General features: G+C 64.1%; 14 protein-coding genes and 2 tRNA genes. 10 read left to right on the top strand and 6 right to left on the bottom strand.

Features of this window, described 5'->3' with window-relative positions; translation table 11 throughout:
• Window positions 1–107: 107 nt before the first annotated feature.
• Together PIN31009_RS21600 and PIN31009_RS21595 are read right to left on the bottom strand one after the other, a co-directional pair.
• Window positions 108–1,418 carry an ABC transporter substrate-binding protein gene (locus PIN31009_RS21600; RefSeq protein WP_246185797.1) on the bottom strand — a complete coding sequence of 437 codons (1,311 nt, stop codon included), beginning with the start codon at window positions 1,416–1,418 and terminating at the stop codon, window positions 108–110.
• A gap of 81 nt (window positions 1,419–1,499) precedes the next feature.
• The gene (locus PIN31009_RS21595) at window positions 1,500–2,948 is read right to left on the bottom strand and encodes an NAD-dependent succinate-semialdehyde dehydrogenase (protein ID WP_150791627.1); all 1,449 of its coding nucleotides are present in this window, start codon (window positions 2,946–2,948) and stop codon (window positions 1,500–1,502) included.
• Window positions 2,949–3,233: 285 nt separating this feature from the next.
• Here PIN31009_RS21595 and PIN31009_RS21590 point away from each other — a divergent pair, with 285 nt between their 5' ends.
• Together PIN31009_RS21590 and PIN31009_RS21585 are read left to right on the top strand one after the other, a co-directional pair.
• Complete coding sequence (locus PIN31009_RS21590; protein WP_150791537.1) at window positions 3,234–4,073, top strand: IclR family transcriptional regulator; 840 nt, start codon at window positions 3,234–3,236, stop codon at window positions 4,071–4,073.
• Between the two features lie 332 nt (window positions 4,074–4,405).
• A complete protein-coding gene (locus tag PIN31009_RS21585; RefSeq protein ID WP_087686603.1) occupies window positions 4,406–5,044 on the top strand; it encodes a flavodoxin family protein in 639 nt (212 codons plus the stop codon).
• A gap of 47 nt (window positions 5,045–5,091) precedes the next feature.
• Here the strand turns inward: PIN31009_RS21585 and PIN31009_RS21580 are convergent, their stop codons facing one another.
• Complete coding sequence (locus PIN31009_RS21580; RefSeq protein ID WP_058377723.1) at window positions 5,092–5,808, bottom strand: GntR family transcriptional regulator; 717 nt, start codon at window positions 5,806–5,808, stop codon at window positions 5,092–5,094.
• Window positions 5,809–5,970: 162 nt separating this feature from the next.
• On the opposite strand from PIN31009_RS21580, the gene PIN31009_RS21575 reads away from it, so the two are divergent.
• The 6 genes from PIN31009_RS21575 to PIN31009_RS21550 all read left to right on the top strand — a co-directional run bounded on the left by PIN31009_RS21575 (window position 5,971) and on the right by PIN31009_RS21550 (window position 13,487).
• Window positions 5,971–7,191, top strand: a complete 1,221-nt coding sequence (locus PIN31009_RS21575; RefSeq protein WP_087722259.1) for a pyridoxal-phosphate-dependent aminotransferase family protein — start codon at window positions 5,971–5,973, stop codon at window positions 7,189–7,191.
• 338 nt (window positions 7,192–7,529) lie between these two features.
• Window positions 7,530–8,807 (top strand): MFS transporter, encoded by a 1,278-nt coding sequence (locus tag PIN31009_RS21570; protein WP_150791536.1) that lies wholly within the window; start codon window positions 7,530–7,532, stop codon window positions 8,805–8,807.
• A 109-nt stretch (window positions 8,808–8,916) separates the two neighbouring features.
• Window positions 8,917–11,991 carry an FAD-binding and (Fe-S)-binding domain-containing protein gene (locus tag PIN31009_RS21565; protein WP_150791535.1) on the top strand — a complete coding sequence of 1,025 codons (3,075 nt, stop codon included), beginning with the start codon at window positions 8,917–8,919 and terminating at the stop codon, window positions 11,989–11,991.
• 30 nt (window positions 11,992–12,021) lie between these two features.
• Window positions 12,022–13,227, top strand: a complete 1,206-nt coding sequence (locus PIN31009_RS21560; RefSeq protein ID WP_150791534.1) for a DSD1 family PLP-dependent enzyme — start codon at window positions 12,022–12,024, stop codon at window positions 13,225–13,227.
• A 93-nt stretch (window positions 13,228–13,320) separates the two neighbouring features.
• Window positions 13,321–13,396, top strand: a tRNA-Ala gene (locus tag PIN31009_RS21555).
• A gap of 15 nt (window positions 13,397–13,411) precedes the next feature.
• Window positions 13,412–13,487 (top strand) — tRNA-Glu (locus PIN31009_RS21550).
• Window positions 13,488–13,605: 118 nt separating this feature from the next.
• Here PIN31009_RS21550 and PIN31009_RS21545 read toward each other — a convergent pair.
• Complete coding sequence (locus tag PIN31009_RS21545; protein ID WP_058377727.1) at window positions 13,606–13,902, bottom strand: YciI-like protein; 297 nt, start codon at window positions 13,900–13,902, stop codon at window positions 13,606–13,608.
• Window positions 13,903–13,936: 34 nt separating this feature from the next.
• A complete protein-coding gene (locus tag PIN31009_RS21540) occupies window positions 13,937–14,713 on the bottom strand; it encodes an AraC family transcriptional regulator (RefSeq protein WP_246185796.1) in 777 nt (258 codons plus the stop codon).
• Between the two features lie 104 nt (window positions 14,714–14,817).
• On the opposite strand from PIN31009_RS21540, the gene PIN31009_RS21535 reads away from it, so the two are divergent.
• A complete protein-coding gene (locus PIN31009_RS21535) occupies window positions 14,818–15,741 on the top strand; it encodes a DMT family transporter (RefSeq protein ID WP_150684920.1) in 924 nt (307 codons plus the stop codon).
• A 266-nt stretch (window positions 15,742–16,007) separates the two neighbouring features.
• Window positions 16,008–16,913: an ATP-binding protein gene (locus PIN31009_RS21530; RefSeq protein ID WP_246185810.1), complete on the top strand. Its 906-nt coding sequence runs from the start codon at window positions 16,008–16,010 to the stop codon at window positions 16,911–16,913.
• On the opposite strand, the gene PIN31009_RS21525 is transcribed toward PIN31009_RS21530, so the two are convergent.
• On the bottom strand, window positions 16,841–17,203 hold the full coding sequence (locus PIN31009_RS21525; RefSeq protein ID WP_150684918.1) for a VOC family protein: 363 nt from the start codon (window positions 17,201–17,203) through the stop codon (window positions 16,841–16,843). The two genes, PIN31009_RS21530 and PIN31009_RS21525, sit on opposite strands and share 73 nt — an antisense overlap.
• Between the last annotated feature and the right edge of the window lie 131 nt (window positions 17,204–17,334).

Below are 17,334 nucleotides of genomic sequence, written 5' to 3'. Positions count from 1 at the left end.
CATTCTCCTTGGAACGCAGAACGGGCAGCGCGCGATACGCGGCGCCCGCCCTGCGGGTACGACTCAAGCTTGCTTTGTTACGTTGAAGCAGCGAAGGCGCGGTGCGCTTAGTGCTTCAGGCCGCCCTTGATCCAGTCGGCCGACTTCACACCTTCGGGCGGCGTGACTTCTGCGATCGAGTACTGCTTCACGTCCGTCACGGTGACCTTGCCGTTCACGTTCTTCACGATGCCGAACGCGGTGCCTTGCGCGGCCTGGTGGCCCTTGCCCAGCGTCAGGCCGATCTTGCCGGCCGGGGCTTCGAAGGCGAGGTGTTCGAACGAGGCGATGACCTGCTCCGGCGTCGGCTGCTTGCCGCCGTTAGCGGCCTGCGCCTTCTCGTAAGCGGCCTTGAGCGCGAGAATGCTCTGGTTCATCTTGTACGACGGGTAGCTCGGCGTGTCGTTGAACTTGGCGCTGTAGGCCGTGCGCAGCCAGCGGTTCAGTGCGTTGTCCGGCGCAAACATGCCGTACATGCCGCGTGCGCCGATGATCACGCCGTCGGGCAGACGCGTCTTGCCGTGCGTGGCCGTCTCACCAGCGGTCAGCACCGTCAGCGACTTCTTGAACAGATCGCGCGGACCGGCCTGCACCACGAGGCCTTCCAGATCGCCACCCCAGAAGCTGGAGTGCAGCACGTCCGGGTGGGCGGCGAGCAGGCTCGAGATGCCGGCGTTGTATTGACCCGCGCCCAGTTGCGGCATTTGCGAACTGACCGACTTGGCGTTCGGCTTGAGCGACTTCAGCGTGCCTTCGAAGTCGGCCCACGCGTCCTGACCCCAGGCGTAGTTCTGGTTGATACCGGCGTACGTTTGCAGATCGGGCTTGCGCTCGGCGACGTAGCGGGCAGCGCCCACGTTATCCATCGTGGCCGTGGCGACCGGACGGAACACGTACTTGAAGCTCGCATCTTCGAACACGCGCGGCGTGCCGCAATCGAAGAACAGCGTGACCTTCTTCATTTCTTCGGCCACCGGCGCAATCGCCAGACAGTTGCCCGACGACGTGTAGCCGACCACATAGTCCACACCCTGATTCAGCAGGTTGCGGTACTCGCTCACTTGCTTGCTCGTGCTGCCGGCTTCGTCGATGTAGACGAGTTCGATCGGTGCACCGCCGAAGCCCTTGGCGGCGTACGGTGCGGGCACCTTGCCGGCGTTGAGTTCGGCGGCCGTCACTTCGGCGGCGTTCTTGGCGGGCACGCCGAACGGGCCGGCGGCGGCGCCCGACATGAACGTGACGATGCCGATCTTGATCGGCTTCACGGCCGGCGTCTGGGCTTGTGCCGTAGCGGCAACCGAGGCAATGCCGGCGGCGGCCGCGAAGGTCGCGATAGCGAGGGCGAGCGGCTTCATGCCGCGCTGGGTCACGCGCTTCATACTGGTTTCCTTTGGTGGTATTGCGACTTGTGTCGTGTTATCGGTCTTGTGCCGTTAGTGGATGCTTGTTCGTACCGGGCATCACACTTGCAGGCACAGATACTTCAGTTCGAGGTATTCCTCGATGCCGTAGTGCGAGCCTTCACGGCCCACCCCGGATTGCTTGATGCCGCCGAACGGGGCGACTTCGTTGGAGATCAGCCCGGTGTTCAGGCCGACCATGCCGTACTCGAGGGCTTCGGCCGTGCGCCATGCGCGGGCGATGTCGCGCGTATACAGATAGGCAGCCAGACCGAATTCGGTGTCGTTGGCGAGGGCCACGGCGTCGATGTCGCGCGTGAAGCGGAACAGCGGGGCCACCGGGCCGAAGATTTCTTCGCGCGCCACGCGCATTTGCGAGGTGGCGTCGGCGATGATCGTCGGCGTGTAGTACGTGCCGCCCAGCGCATGGGCTTCGCCGCCGACGAGCACACGGCCGCCGCGCGCCTTAGCGTCTTCCACCAACGTCACGACCTTCTCCACGGCCTTGCCTTCGATCAGCGGGCCGATGACCACGCCGTCTTCCAGACCGTTGCCGACCTTCATTTCGGCGACGCGCTTGGCAAACTTCTCGGCGAAGGCGTCGTACACGCCGTCCTGAATATAGAAGCGGTTCGCGCACACGCACGTCTGGCCGCCGTTGCGATACTTCGCGGCAATCGCGCCTTCGACGGCGGCGTCGAGATCGGCGTCGTCGAACACGATGAACGGGGCATTGCCGCCCAGTTCCAGCGACAGACGCTTGATCGTCGGTGCGCATTGCGCCATGAGCAGACGGCCCACGCCGGTCGAGCCAGTGAACGACAGCTTGCGCACGGTCGGGTGTGCGGTCAGCACGCCACCGACGGCGCGCGCGTCGCCCGTCACCACTTGGAACACACCGGCGGGGATACCTGCACGATGGGCCAGCTCAGCCAGTGCGAATGCGGACAGCGGGGTGAGTTCCGACGGCTTCACTACGATGGCGCAGCCGGCGGCGAGGGCGGGCGCGACCTTACGCGTGATCATCGCGGCCGGGAAATTCCAAGGCGTGATGGCGGCGCACACGCCGACCGGTTGCTTGATCGTGACCAGACGCTTGTCGGCCGCCGGGGTGGCCAGCACGTCGCCGTCGATGCGCTTGGCTTCTTCGGCAAACCATTCGATGAAGCTGGCCGCGTAGGCGATTTCGCCGCGCGATTCTGCCAGCGGCTTGCCCTGTTCACGGGTCATCAGATACGCGAGATCGTCGGTGTTGGCGATCATCAGGTCGAACCAGCGGCGCAGCACAGCGGCGCGCTCTTTGCCGGTGCGGGCGGCCCACGGCTTCTGGGCGGCTTCGGCGGCGACGACGGCGCGCGTGGTTTCTTCCGCACCGAGTTCCGGCACGCGGGCCAGCACTTCGCCCGTGGCGGGGTCGAGCACGTCGAACGTCTTGCCGCTGTCGGCGGCGATCCACTGACCGTCGACCCAGGCGAGTTGCTTGAAGAGGGGGGTGTCTTTGAGTTGCATGGTGGTGGGCCGGGGACGCCGGCAGAAGTCGTTGATGGCATGACGCGCTACGTCGGTGCCGAGGTCTCCACTCACTCGGCTGGCAGCTTGCTGTTCCATCTATTGAACGGTATTCTATGTATTGAATTGAATTCTACGTATTGAACGGTATCGGTGCAACTAGGTGGTTTTCCTAGGGCGGATTGAGAATGACTTCCCCGTACCATGCTGGCGGCACGCCACCGGCGAACCGTTGTTCCACGCCGTTTTTCAGTTACCCACTTCCCTGAAGCCGATTTCCGATACATGCCCAAGCGCAAACTCGACGTCCCCGCCCACGCCCATCTCCATGCCCATACGACTACCGAGGCAGAACCGCTCAAGACCACGGCCCCGGCGGTCGTGCGCGCGGTGAATATCCTCGACGTGATCGCGGCCTCGAGCGAACCCGTGGGGCTGGCCGATCTGGCGCGCGAGACGGGGGTGCCCAAGAGCACGCTGCACGGGCTATGCGACACGCTTGTCAAGCTGCGGCTGGTCAAGCGGCACGCCAACGGCGGCATGACGATGGGCTCGTACGTGATGGGGTGGGCGAACGCGTTCCTGTCGCAGACGAACATCACCGAGGAGTTCCGTGCGGTGTGGGAGGACTCTCGCGCGTTTGCGCAGGAGACTGTCACGCTGTCGGTGCTCGATGGCGCCGAGGTGATCTATCTCGCCTGTCACAACGGCAACCGTCCGTTGGGCGTGACGTTCCGTATCGGCATGCGCCTGCCCGCGCCTTATACCGCCACCGGCAAGGCCATGCTCTCGACGCTGCCCGCGCACGAAGTCGCCGATCTGCTGGCCGGTGCGTGGCCGGCACCGTTGACCAAGGCGAGCGTGGCGACGTATCCGGCGTTGTCCGAAGAAATGGCGCAGGTGCGCCGCGATGGTTATTCCATCGACAACGGTCAGATGCGGGAGGGGATGATCTGCTTCGGCGCGCCGGTCTTCGATGCGTCGGGCGAACACGCAGTGGCGGGGCTGGCGGTGAGTTTTCTGACCAATGAAATCGATGCGGTCACGGGCGAACGTATTGGCCGGCAAATGCGCGAGCTGGCCGACCAGTTGTCGATGCGGTTGGGTGCACCGGCCAGACGCTGACGTCGAGCGCTAAAGCCGAGCGCCAAAGCCCGACGCAAAACCCATGTCGGCGGCCCGGTTATCGGGTGAGTGCGGCAAACCTCAGGCGCGAACGCTGTCAGCTTCGCGCCATTTTTCTGTCAGAACAATGTAATGACCCGGACAGCGTGGCGTGGCCGTCCGATTGTTATCGTTTACGGAACAGTCATGTTCACGAATGCGGGCTATCCCCTAAGGGTTATCGCTGGCATCATCTGGCCTTGACTGATGTCCAGACAGCCAGCGGAAGCGAAGGGAAGCGCGATCCGGGCGGTGCCATGGGGCGGACATCCTGAGTTAGGAAGCACTACGCCATGTCCAATATCGCAATCGTTTACTACTCGCAGGGCGGCGCAACCGCCATGATTGCCCATTCGGTTGCCCAAGGCGTCAACGACGCCGGTGCACACGCACAATTACTTAGTATCGAACCGCATCAATTGATCGACGGTCAGTGGCACGACGAAATGATGCTGGCGCGTCTGGCGAATGCCGACGCCATCATCTTCGGTGCTCCGGCGCTGCAAGGGGGTATCGCCGCGCCGCTCAAGGCTTTTGCCGACGCCACGATGGATATGTGGCGCGCGCGCAGCTGGCGCAACAAGGTGGCCGGCGGGTTTTCGTTCAGCTACCGTCCGGGCGACGACAAGCGCAACACGCTCGACTATTTCGCCGCACTCGCCGCCAAGCACGGCATGGTGTGGGCCGACCCGGAAGACCCGGACACGCCGGACGAAGGGCTGCATGCCCGCCGTCTCAAAGACTTCGTGAGCGTGACTGGCCAAGGGGTGGAAGCCGATGCGGCTTACGCGCTCGATCCGGCAGATGTCATCGCCGGCAAGCAATACGGCCGCAGTGTGGCGGCGCTGGTCGCGCGTCTGGCCGGTGAAGTGCTGGAATCGCCCGCCGTGCTCGCACGTCGTGCGCGGGAGGCTGCCGAGCGCCGGCTGTGAGGCGCCCGGCGTCGGCTGGGGAGGGTGCGCGGTTAAACGACTTCGTGTTAATCGTTGCGCACGTCCCCGACCGGCTCCGCATGAATCTGCAACACCGCATCGCGCTTGGCGAGCAGGTGCTTGCGCAAAATCTCCGATAGCCGTTTGCCGTCTTTCGCTTCGAGCGCAGCAATCATCTGCTCGTGCTCGTCGATGGCCCGGTCCCACTTGTCGGTGCGGAAGTTCGAGCGAAAGCGCAGCGCCATCAAACGGCGATTGATCGAAATGTAAGTCTGCCGCAACGCCCCGTTGCGCGCAGCTTCATTGATCCGGTCGTGAATCTCCTGATTACGTGCGTAATACCCCGGCAGATCGTGCTGCGCGCGACACGCCAGCATGGCGTAATGCAGCGCCTTGATCTCGGCCAGTTCGACGGCGGTCATGCGCTCGGCGGCCAGCTCACCAGAAAACCCTTCGAGCGCACTCATCAGCTCGAACGTCTCCCAGATCTCCTTTTCCGTCATGCGTGCCACGCTCGCGCCGCGATTCGGCGCGATGTCGATCAGCCCCTCGGCGGCGAGCACCTTGAACGCCTCGCGCAACGGGGTGCGCGAAATACCCAGCGTCTCGCATAGCTCACGCTCGTTGAGCTTCACCCCCGGCGCGAGCACGCCTTCGATGATGAGCTTGCGCAGGTGTTCGACCACGGTGTCGTGCAAACGCAAGCGTTCCACGCGTGGGATCTCGGTTCCGGTAATCGTCGGCAAGTCTTCCATCTTTTGCATTCAAAATCATCAAACCTTCATGGCGGCGATTGTACCGTACTGAATCCCGGTCCCGTCCCGCCCGGGTAAACACCTGTATTAAAAGTGTTTCTCGCCCCTTGCGAGAATTTTCGGCTCTGCTAAAGTATTTTGCATGCAAAATTCAAAAGGAGAGAGTCGTTCATGTTGAAGCTCGATTTCCATCCCTCGGGTCGCCACTTCCTGCAAATTCCCGGACCGAGTCCGGTGCCGGATCGCATTCTGCGCGCCATGAGCTATCCCACCATCGACCATCGCGGCCCGGAGTTCGGCGCGCTCGGTCGCAAGGTGCTCGCTGACATCAAGAAGATTTTCAAGACCGAACAGCCGGTGGTGATTTACCCGGCATCGGGCACGGGCGCGTGGGAAGCCGCGCTCTCCAATACGCTCTCGCCGGGCGACACCGTCCTGATGTTCGAGACGGGGCACTTCGCCACGCTGTGGAAGAAGATGGCGGAGAACCTCGGCCTGAAGCCGGAATTCATCGGCCTGCCGGGCACCGACGGCTGGCGTCAGGGCGTGAAGCCCGAAATGATCGAGGCGCGTCTGCGCGCCGACACCTCGCATGGCATCAAGGCCGTGTGCGTGGTGCATAACGAAACGTCGACCGGTGTGACTTCCGATATCGCGGCCGTGCGCCGTGCCATCGACGCCGCCGGTCACCCTGCGCTGCTGCTCGTCGATACGATCTCGGGCCTTGGTTCGGCGGACTACCGTCACGACGAATGGGGCGTGGACGTCACCGTCTCGGGCTCGCAAAAGGGCCTGATGCTGCCGCCGGGCATCAGCTTCAATGCGGTCTCGCCGAAGGCACTCGAAGCCGGCCGACACGCGAAGATGCCGCGCGCGTTCTGGGGCTGGCAGGAAATCATCGAAGCCAACAAGAACGGCTACTGGCCGTACACGCCGAACACGAACCTGCTGTACGGCCTGTCGGAAGCGCTCGACATGATTCTCGAAGAAGGGCTGGACAACGTGTTCGCCCGTCACCAGCGTCTGGCCGAAGCCACCCGCCGTGCGGTGCAGGCGTGGGGCCTCGAGATTCAATGTCAGGACCCGGCGGTGTACAGCCCGGTGCTCACCGGTGTGGTGATGCCGCAGGGCGTGGATGCCGATGAAGTGCGCAAGCGTATCTACGAGCGCTTCGATATGTCGCTCGGTCAGGCGCTGGGCAAGATTCGCGGCACGATGTTCCGCATTGGCCATCTGGGCGATTGCAACGACCTCACGCTCATGGCCACGCTCGCGGGCTGCGAGATGGGCCTGCAACTGTCGGGCGTGAAACTGGCGGGCTCGGGTGTGGTGGCGGCGATGGCCCATCTGGCCGAAGCCAAGAGCACGCCGTCGCTCAAGGCCGCTGCCTGAACTGGCGGTCGCGCGATTGAGCGGGTGAGTGCGCGGCCCGTCGACGCAGCCAGCGCCCCGGTCTGGAGGCCGATTCTGTCGTAGACCGAATCGTTGACCGGGGCGTTGGCCCGTATTTCGAAGGTCGACTGGGCCGTTGAACGCCTTTGCCTGAGGCATGTTTTCGGGAAACAGGCGGGAATTACGGGGTATGCCATGCATGCCCTTGCAGTGAATGCTTTGCTTGCAATTCAGCCGGCTCCGGGCCATGTCACAGAACCTGCCCGTGCCGCCGCAACACCTCACGCGCCGCCTGCTGCGACCGGGCGCGCCCTACGGGCTGTTTCAGGAGACATGCAATGAAGCTTTTCAGAGCGACGCGAGTCGTGCTGGTGATGCTATGCGTCATGTATTTCATCACCTACCTCGATCGCGTCAACGTCAGCACGGCCGCTGCCGGCTTCGGTAAGGAATTCAATCTCAACAAGACCGAAATCGGTCTGGTCTTTTCGGCCTTCGCCTACCCCTATCTCGTCTTCCAGATCATCGGCGGCTGGGTGAGCGATCGCTTCGGCGCCAAGCGCACGCTGCTCGTGTGCGGTGCATTGTGGGCCGTCGCGACCATCCTCACCGGCATGGCCGGTGGTCTGGTCACGCTGTTGCTCGCGCGTCTGTTGCTGGGCTTGGGCGAAGGGGCAACGTTCCCGGCGGCCACGTCGGCCATGTCGCGCTGGATTCCCAAGGAAAAGCGCGGTTTTGCGCAGGGCATCACGCACGCCGCCTCGCGTATCGGTAACGCGGTCGCACCGGCGCTCGTCGTGGCGATCATGGCCACGCATGGCTGGCGCGAGTCGTTCTATCTGTGCGGTATCGTGAGCTTGGTGTGGGTGGTGGTGTGGGGCTTCACGTTCACGGAGCGTCCGCAAGATCATCCGCGCATTACGACCGAAGAACTCGCCACGTTGCCTGCACTGAAGGCCAAGAGCCCGTCGGTGCCGTGGGGCCCGCTGTTCAAGCGCATGGCACCGGTCACGATCGTGTACTTCTGCTACGGCTGGACGCTGTGGCTCTTCCTGTCGTGGATTCCGCAATACTTCCTGCATAGCTACGACCTCGATCTGAAGAAGTCGGCGCTGTTTGCGTCCAGCGTGTTCTTTGCCGGGGTGATCGGCGATACGCTCGGCGGCATCGTGACCGACAAGCTCTACGAGCGCACCGGCAGCCTCAAGAAGGCGCGTAGCTGGATGGTCTCGGTGTGCATGCTGCTCACGCTGATTTCGCTGGTGCCGATGATGTTCACGCACCATCTGTATGTGTCGATGGCATGCCTCGCATTCGGCTTCTTCTTCGCTGAAATGACGATCGGTCCGATGTGGGCGATTCCGATGGATATCGCGCCGGAATACTCGGGCACGGCCAGCGGCATGATGAACACGGGCTCGGCGCTCGCGGCCATCCTCTCGCCGGTGATCTCGGGGTATCTGATCGACCGCACGGGCAACTGGGAGCTGCCGTTCGTGGGCAGCATGATCCTGATGGGCGTAGGCGTGGTGCTCGCCTTCCGCATGCAGCCCGAGAGCAAGTTCTCGAGCGCCGGTGAAGCGAAGGGCGCAAGTACTACGCGCCAGCCGGCTTAAGCGACACGTCGGCAACACATCGGCGGCACATCAGCCACACATTCCTGCCGGGCGGGCGTTGGTCCGCCCGTGCAGCGACGCCTCAGGCCAGCTCAACGCCAGCAACGTCATGAATTCGCAATCGAAATCCTCTACTTCCTCTGTGCTCCAGCCCGTGCATCTGATGCCGATGCAACGCGGCGGTGTGGCCCTGACCCCGTTGCAGGAACGGCTGCGCCGCGAACTGCGCGGTGAAGTGCTGTTCGACCGCGCGAGCCGGGGCCGCTATGCCACCGACGCGTCGATCTATCAGATCTTCCCGATCGGTGTGGTGGTGCCGCGCGATCAGGACGATCTGATCCGGGTCCTCGATATCGCCCGCGATCAGCATGTGCCGGTGCTCGCACGCGGCGCGGGCACGAGTCAGTGCGGCCAGACCATCGGCGAAGCGCTCGTCATCGACAACAGCAAGTGGCTCAATCGCGTGGTGGCGTTCGATGCGGAGGCACGTACGGTGACCGTCGAGCCCGGCATCGTGCTCGACCATCTGAACGCGTGGCTCAAGCCGCACGGCTTGTGGTTTCCGGTGGATGTGTCGACGGCTGCGCAGTGCACGATCGGCGGCATGACCGGCAACAACTCGTGCGGTTCGCGCTCCATCGAGTACGGCAACATGGTGCACAACGTGCTTGGCATCGACGCGGTGCTGGCCGATGGCGCACAACTGCATTTCGGCTCGCTGCATACGCCGCCGTCCGATGCGCGCATGCAAGCGATTCTGGCGGGCGTGCACGAGATTGCCGTGCGCGAGCAAGCGGAACTGCGTGAGCGTGTGCCGCGCGTGCTGCGTCGCGTGGCCGGCTACAACCTCGATCTGTTCGACTGTCTGAACCCGCGCGCTTATACCGACGACGGCGTGGCGAACCTCTCGCATCTGCTGGTCGGTTCCGAGGGCACGCTCGCGTATAGCCGTCAGATCACGCTCAAGCTCGTGCCGCTGCCGGTGCACAAGACGCTCGGCGTGGTGAACTTCCCCACGTTCTATCAGGCGATGGATCTCACGCAGCACATCGTCAAGCTGGGGCCGGTCGCGGTCGAGCTGGTCGATCGCACGATGATCGATCTGGCGATGGACAACGCTGCGTTCCGGCCGGTGATCGAGAAGGCGCTCGTGGGCGATCCGCAGGCGATTCTGCTGGTGGAATTTGCGGGCGACGACGCGGCGGCACTGCGCGCAAAGCTCGACGATCTCTCCACCTTGCTGGGCGATCTCGGCTTGCCCGACAGCGTCGTGAAGATGCCCGAGGCCGGGCCGCAGAAGGCGCTGTGGGAAGTGCGCAAGGCGGGACTGAACATCATGATGAGCATGAAGGGCGACGGCAAGCCGGTGTCCTTCATCGAAGACTGCGCCGTGCCGCTCGAGCATCTGGCGGAGTACACGCGGCGTCTGACCGAGGTGTTCCATCGTCACGACACCGAAGGCACGTGGTATGCCCACGCGAGTGTCGGCACGCTGCACGTGCGTCCGATTCTCGACATGCGGCGCGACGGTGCGCACAAGATGCGCGCGATTGCCGAGGAAGCGGCGGCGCTCGTGCGCGAGTACAAGGGCGCTTACTCCGGCGAGCACGGCGATGGTCTGTGCCGCGGCGAATGGGTGGCTTGGCAGTACGGGCCGCGCATCAATGCGGCGTTTGGCGAGATCAAGCAGTTGTTCGATCCGGAGAATCGCTTCAATCCCGACAAGATGGTGCGCCCGCCGAAGATGGATTCGCGCGAGCTGTTCCGCTTCGCCCCGGGGTATGCGGCCAAGCCGCTGACGCCCGCGCTCGACTGGAGCGCATGGAACGTGAAGCGCGACGCGCTCACGGGCGAGCAAACCGCGCCCGGCACCGGTAGCGACGCCTCGAATGGTCTCGCGTCGGCCGTGGAGATGTGCAACAACAACGGCCATTGCCGCAAGTTCGACGCGGGCACGATGTGCCCCAGCTATCGCGTCACGCGCGATGAGCAGCACGTCACGCGCGGGCGTGCCAACACGTTGCGCCTCGCCGTATCCGGGCAGTTGGGCGAGGACGGGCTGGCCAGCGACGACGTCAAGGAAGCGCTTGATCTGTGCGTGTCGTGCAAGGGCTGCAAGCGCGATTGCCCCACGGGGATCGACATGGCGCGCTTCAAGATCGAAGCCCGTCATGCACGGGCGAAACGGCACGGCGTGTCGCTGCGCGACAAGATGATTGCGTATCTGCCGCGTTATGCCCCGTGGGCCAGCCGCGTCGGTGGTCTGCTCGATGCCGCGCAGCGCCTGCCGGGCGGGAATGCCGCCAAGCGCTGGCTGGGGCTCGCGCTGGAGCGCTCGGTGCCGGCGCTGCGGCGGTCGTTCCTCGATGGGCAGGCAGCGCTCCCGAATCTTGCGAACGGGCATCAGACGACGGCAGCGCAGGGCGAGCGCGAAGTGCTGCTCTTCGTCGATACGTTCAATAACTACATGGAACCCGAGAACGCGCTGGCCGCGAAGCAGGTGCTCGAAGCGGCGGGATATACGGTGCATGTGAACCGGCGTGAGGGTGAGCGGCCGCTGTGCTGCGGACGTACATTCTTGGCGGCCGGAATGGTAGACGAGGCGAAGGCCGAAGCGCGCCGGTTGCTCGATGCGGTGCTGCCGTATGTCGAACGCGGCGTGCCGATCGTGGGGCTGGAGCCGTCGTGTCTGCTGTCGCTGCGCGACGAAGTGCTCGGCTATGGTTTTGGCGACACGGCACGCACCGTGGCCGATAACGCGTTCCTCTTTGAGGAATTTCTGGTTCGCGAGCAGAAGGCAGGCCGTTTTTCGGTGAACTGGCAAGCGTTGCCCGATGGCGTCGGCGAGGCGCTCGTGCACGGTCATTGCCATCAGAAGGCGTTCGACGCGTTCTCGCCGGTGACGGCGGTGCTTGGTTGGCTGCCGGGGCTGAAGGTATCATCGATCGAGTCGTCATGCTGCGGCATGGCGGGCAGTTTCGGTTACGAGGCCGAGCACTACGACACCTCGCGCGCGATGGCCGAATTGTCTTTGTTGCCGGCGGTCCGGCAACGTAACGCCAATGCCATCGTCGTGGCCGACGGCACCAGTTGCCGTCATCAGATTCACGATGGTGCGCACACGCAGGCGCTTCATGTGGCGCGCGTGCTGGCGAAGGCGCTGCCCGCATCGCTGCCCGCGTAATTTGCCGCGCGCTTCCGTCAAAGGATTGTTATGCCTGATTCGGTCAACGCTGTTTCGACGTCTGCTTCCGTAGTGTCTTCCGCCGCGCCGCCGGTTGCCGGCGGTATCGCCGTGCCGCCCGTGGCGAAAGTGGGCGACGCGCTCGCCCAGATCGCCACGCCTTCGCTGGTGCTCGATCTCGACGCCTTCGACGCCAACATCGAGCGCATGGCGAGCGCGGCCGCAGCCCGGGGAGTCGCGGTGCGCCCGCACGCCAAGGCGCACAAGTCGACGAGCATTGCCCGTGCGCAAATGGCTGCCGGCGCTGTCGGCGTTTGCTGCCAGAAGGTCACCGAGGCTATTCCGTTCGTCAATGCCGGCATCGGCAATATCCACATCAGTAACGAGTTCGTTGGCGAAGCACGTGTCGCGCTGGCAGTGGCGATGGCGGCGCGCGTGACGTTGTCGGTTTGCGTGGACGATGTGCGTCAGGTCGCGCCGCTGGGCATGGCCGCCAAGCGCGCGGGCGTGCGCATCGCCGTGTTGCCCGAAGTCGACGTGGGGCAGGGACGTTGCGGGGTGGATTCGACCGATGCGGTGGCGGCACTGGTCGATGCCATCGATCACTACGAAGGGCTGCGCTTCGGCGGCTTGCAGGCGTATCACGGCAGCGCGCAGCACATCGCCAGTTGGGATTTGCGACGCGACACGGCGCGGCAGGCGGCAGACAAAGCGGCCGCCTATGTCCGCTTTCTCGAGGCGCGCGGCATCACGTGTCCGGTCGTGACGGGCGGCGGCACCGGCACGGCGGAATTCGATATCGAAAGCGGTGTGTACACCGAGATTCAGCCGGGCTCGTACGCGTTTCTCGACGGGCACTACGGCTCGCTCGAATGGCGCGACGACTGGCGCTTCCGGCACGGGTTGTTCCTCGCGTCGACGGTAATGAGCACCGCCCGTCCGGGCGTGATAGTGTGCGATGCAGGACTCAAGAGCGTGGCGACCGATTCGGGCTTGCCGCGCTTCTGGTCATCGCAGAAAGCGGGTAAGCCGCATTACCGTACGGCCTCCGACGAACACGGCGTACTTGAGCTGGCGTCGGCGACCGAAGACAGTGCGCCGTGGCTCGGCGAGACGATTCTGCTGGTGCCGGGGCACTGCGACCCGACGGTGAATCTGTATGACCGGTATGTCGCCGTGCGGCACGGACGTGTTGAGGCGCTTTGGGCAATCGAGGCGCGCGGGCTGAGCCAGTAAAGGCTCGGGTGTTGTCGAAATTCTCCAAAAAAATTGGAGAGGGGGCTTCACAACTTCAAAAAGCTGCGCTATAGTCTCACTTCTTCGCCGCACGGGGGTATAGCTCAGCTGGGAGAGCGCTTGCATGGCATGCAAGAGGTCAGCGGTTCGATCCCGCTTACCTCCACCAAACGGAAGACTTTAAGTCCCCTTCGTCTAGAGGCCTAGGACATCACCCTTTCACGGTGAGTACAGGGGTTCGAATCCCCTAGGGGACGCCAGATTCATCGGCGTGACACTCGGTTAGCTCCGGTTGCACGTCAGATAATCGGTTGTCGGCAAACGCGCTTGGCTTCATCGCCAAGCGCGTTTTGTTTTTTGTGCCGCAGAAATTCACCTTCAGCGCACCGGCGTACTCGCCATCTTCCCTACGACAGTTTTCCACGGCCGCACGCGCCACGATTTCACCAGCCCGTTGCGCACATACGGATCGGCATTGGCAAACGCCTCGGCCGACGCGGCACTCTCGCCCTCGAACAGCAACGCCGCCGTATCGACGGGATCTTCCAGCGCACCCGCCAGCAACAAATCACCCCGATCCACCGCTTGCCACGCGAGCGCCAGATGCGCGTCGCGATATTCGGCGCGCCGGTCGAGATAGTCGTCGACGAGTTCGTAAGTCAGCAGGTAATGCATGGGGATGTCTCCGTAAACGATCAGCGATCAGCGATCAACGATAAAACGCTGACGGCGGCACGCCGAAGTGCCGCTTGAACATCGCGGCAAACGCGCTTTGACTAGCATAGCCGTGATCGAGCGCCACGTTGACGATCTTCTCGCCATGCGCGAGCGCTTCGAGTGCCTGTAGCAAGCGTGCCTGCTGACGCCACCGCCCGAACGTGATCCCCGTCTCTGCCGCAAATCGCCGCTGGAAGGTCTTGGCCGACAGGCTGACTTCGCGCGCCCAGTCGTCGAGTGTGGCGGCATCGGCCGGCGTTTGCACGAGCCGGTCGCACACACGGGCGAGCCGCGCGTCGCGTGGCCACGGCAGATAGAGCGGCAGCACGGGCAGGGCGGTCAGCTCGTCCAGCAGCAGCCGCATGAGCCGGGCGTCGCGCGAGTCCGGCGCGTAGTCGAGCGGAATGGCGATGGCAGCCAGTATCAGTTCGCGCACGAGTGGCGAGATATCCACCACGCAACTCGCTTGCGGCAGCTTGGCGGCATCGGGTTCGACAAACACCGTGCGCATTTTCACGTTGCCGCTCATCTGCACCGTGTGTTCGAGCCCGGCGGCCAGCCACACGCCACGTGTCGGCGGCACCACCCAGCGGCCAGACGGCGCCGCGACGATCATCACCCCCTCAATGGCATAAAGCAGTTGCGCGCGCCGATGCCGGTGCGAGGCGATGAACGTGTTGTGGGCGTAATCGACGGCCATGGCGGCCATCGGCATGGGCGTGCGTTCGAAGCGAAGATGATCGGTCGAAATCAGATCCGTCGGCGGCATGACGATGTCTTTTTTGAGATAGGTTTGGTTATTTTAGCGTGAGACACCCAAAAGGTTATCGCCGACGATGGCCCTTCCTTTTTCTGACTCTCGTGGGAATCGTCATGGGGTACATCCTGTATCCGTTGGGCGCCATGCTGTTGTGGGCCGGCAACGTCATCGTCTCGAAACTCTCTGCCAGCGCGATCGCGCCATCGGCGATTACGTTCTATCGGCTAGTACTGGCCGTAGCGGTCCTGACACCGTTTGTCATTCGGCCGCTGATGCGCAACTGGTCGCATGTGCGCCCGCAGTTGGCGAAGCTCGGGTTCCTCGGCTTTCTGAGCATGTCGTTCTATCAGAGCCTGTCGTATCTGGCGGCGCATAGCACCACGGCGACGAACATGGCCATCGTGACGGCGCTCGCACCGCTGCTGACGTTGCTCTGGAGTGTGGCGCTGCTGCGCGAGCCGCCGACCCTCGGCATGCTCGTCGGCGGTTTGCTCTCGCTCGCGGGGCTGGTGTACCTGATCGGGCGAGGCCATCCGGCCACGCTGCTCGACGGCGGTATCCATCTGGGCGACGTGCTGATGCTGATCGCCTCGGCGTCTTACGGGCTGTACAGCGTGTTGCTGCGTCGCTGGCATGTGGCGGTGCCGTCGACACAGTCGGCGTATGTGCAGGCGTGGGCGGCATTGATCACGATGATTCCGATGGTCGCGCTGGTGCCCGCCGGTCAGGCGCAACTCAACGTGGCGACCGTGCCGCTGGTGTTGTACGCGGGGCTGGGCGCATCGATTCTGCTGCCGATTCTGTGGATTCAGGGCATTCGCCATCTCGGTCCCAATCGTTGCAGCATGTTCATCAACGTGCTGCCGGTGATGACGGCAGTGCTGGCCGTGCTGATGCTCGGTGAGCAGTTGCATACCTTCCATATTCTTGGTGGTGGCGTGGCGCTGGTGGGTGTGGCGATCGCGCAGCGCTGGAAGCGTCCGTTGCCGGGCTTCGGCGGGGACGATGCCGCAGATTCGGATGAGGTGCCGGCATGACAGGCACCGCGTGGAAATCGACGGCGCACCGGGAGCGAGGAACCACACCGGCCAACGGTCATGAGGCCGTGCCGGGACAGGGCGCGGGCGACCGCGCTTCGACGGACGCGCCGTTGTACAGCGGGCAGCAGGGGCCGGGGGGCACCTCGCCCGTGGCGCGGGCGTCGGCAGCGCAGGCATCGCCATCCATCAACTCAGGAACGACACCGGGCGGCGCACCCGGCAACGGCGGGGGGCAAGACGCCCTCGCCCCGTTGTGCGCACGGCTGGATCGCCTCACGGCGCTGGTCGAACAGTGGCTGACCGGCGATAAGTTGTCGACGGTCGACTGGAGCGCGTCGGTGGCCTTTCACTGGCGCGGCTCGCGGGGTGGACAGGGCGGGCAGGGCGGTGCAAGGCTGGTACCCGTGACCGATCCGCAACTGATCTCGTTCGACGACTTACGCAACGTGTCGCGTCAGCGCGAAGTCATCGAGCGCAATACGGCGCAGTTTGTCGCGGGGCATCCGGCTAACAACGTGCTGCTTACCGGCGCGCGTGGCACCGGTAAGTCGTCGCTGGTCAAAGCGTGCCTGTACCAGTTCGCGCCGTTGGGGCTGCGGCTGGTCGAAGTGGATAAGGCCGATCTCGACGATCTGCCGCATATCGTGGGCTTGCTGCGTGCGCGCCCAGAGCGATTCGTGTTGTTCTGCGACGATCTGTCGTTCGAGCCGGGTGAGTCGAGCTACAAGGGATTGAAGACGGCGCTCGATGGCTCGGTGTCCGGCGGCGCGGCGAACGTGCTGGTGTATGCGACATCGAATCGCCGGCATCTCGTGCCGGAGTCCGCCAGCGACAACCTCGACACGCACGCGGGCGCGAACGGCGAACTGCATCCCGGCGATGCGGTGGAGGAGAAGATCTCGCTCTCGGAGCGCTTCGGTCTGTGGCTAACGTTCTACGGCTTCACGCAGGACGAATATCTGGCGGCCGTGGCCCTTTGGCTGGGGCATCAGGGCTTCGACGATGCACAGATCGCCGAAGCACGAGAAGCCGCATTGCAGTGGGCACTCACCCGGGGCGCTCGCTCCGGGCGCATTGCCGCACAGTTCGCCCGTGACTACGCGGGGCGGCGCTTCGCGGCGTCGCTGGACGCTGTCCCATCGGACGTCCCGCCCACGGCGACCCCGTAAGTGCTCACTATGCGACGGTCCTGCTCGGCGGCGGAAAACGCCTCCCAGAGCAGGCCGTTGCAATCGGTGCTGCTGCTGTATTCCGGTGCGGTATCGTCTTCGAAGCCGACGTGGCGCAACTCCCCTGCCCGCGAGGGCGACTGGTTGATCGAGAAGTTGAGCAGATCGGTGCGCCACATGGCGTAGGCGCCGGGCACGACGGCCGAGGGCGGCTGGCCGAGGCGGACCGAATAATCTTCGATGGACTGGTCGAGGTCGCGCACAGCGAGTGCGATGTGAAAGCGTTTCATGGGGTCTCCCTTTTTCAATGACGAACGACGCGTGCGACGGATGCGACGCGAGCGATCACTCGCTTACCGTCGGCGGTCGTTGTCAGAGATCGTAGGAGAGGCCGGCGGGGCTAACCAGACGGCGCGTTATC

It is taken from the genome of Pandoraea iniqua, from assembly GCF_902459685.1.
GTDB lineage: Bacteria > Pseudomonadota > Gammaproteobacteria > Burkholderiales > Burkholderiaceae > Pandoraea > Pandoraea iniqua.
This window is presented reverse-complemented; position numbering and strand designations above follow the sequence as displayed.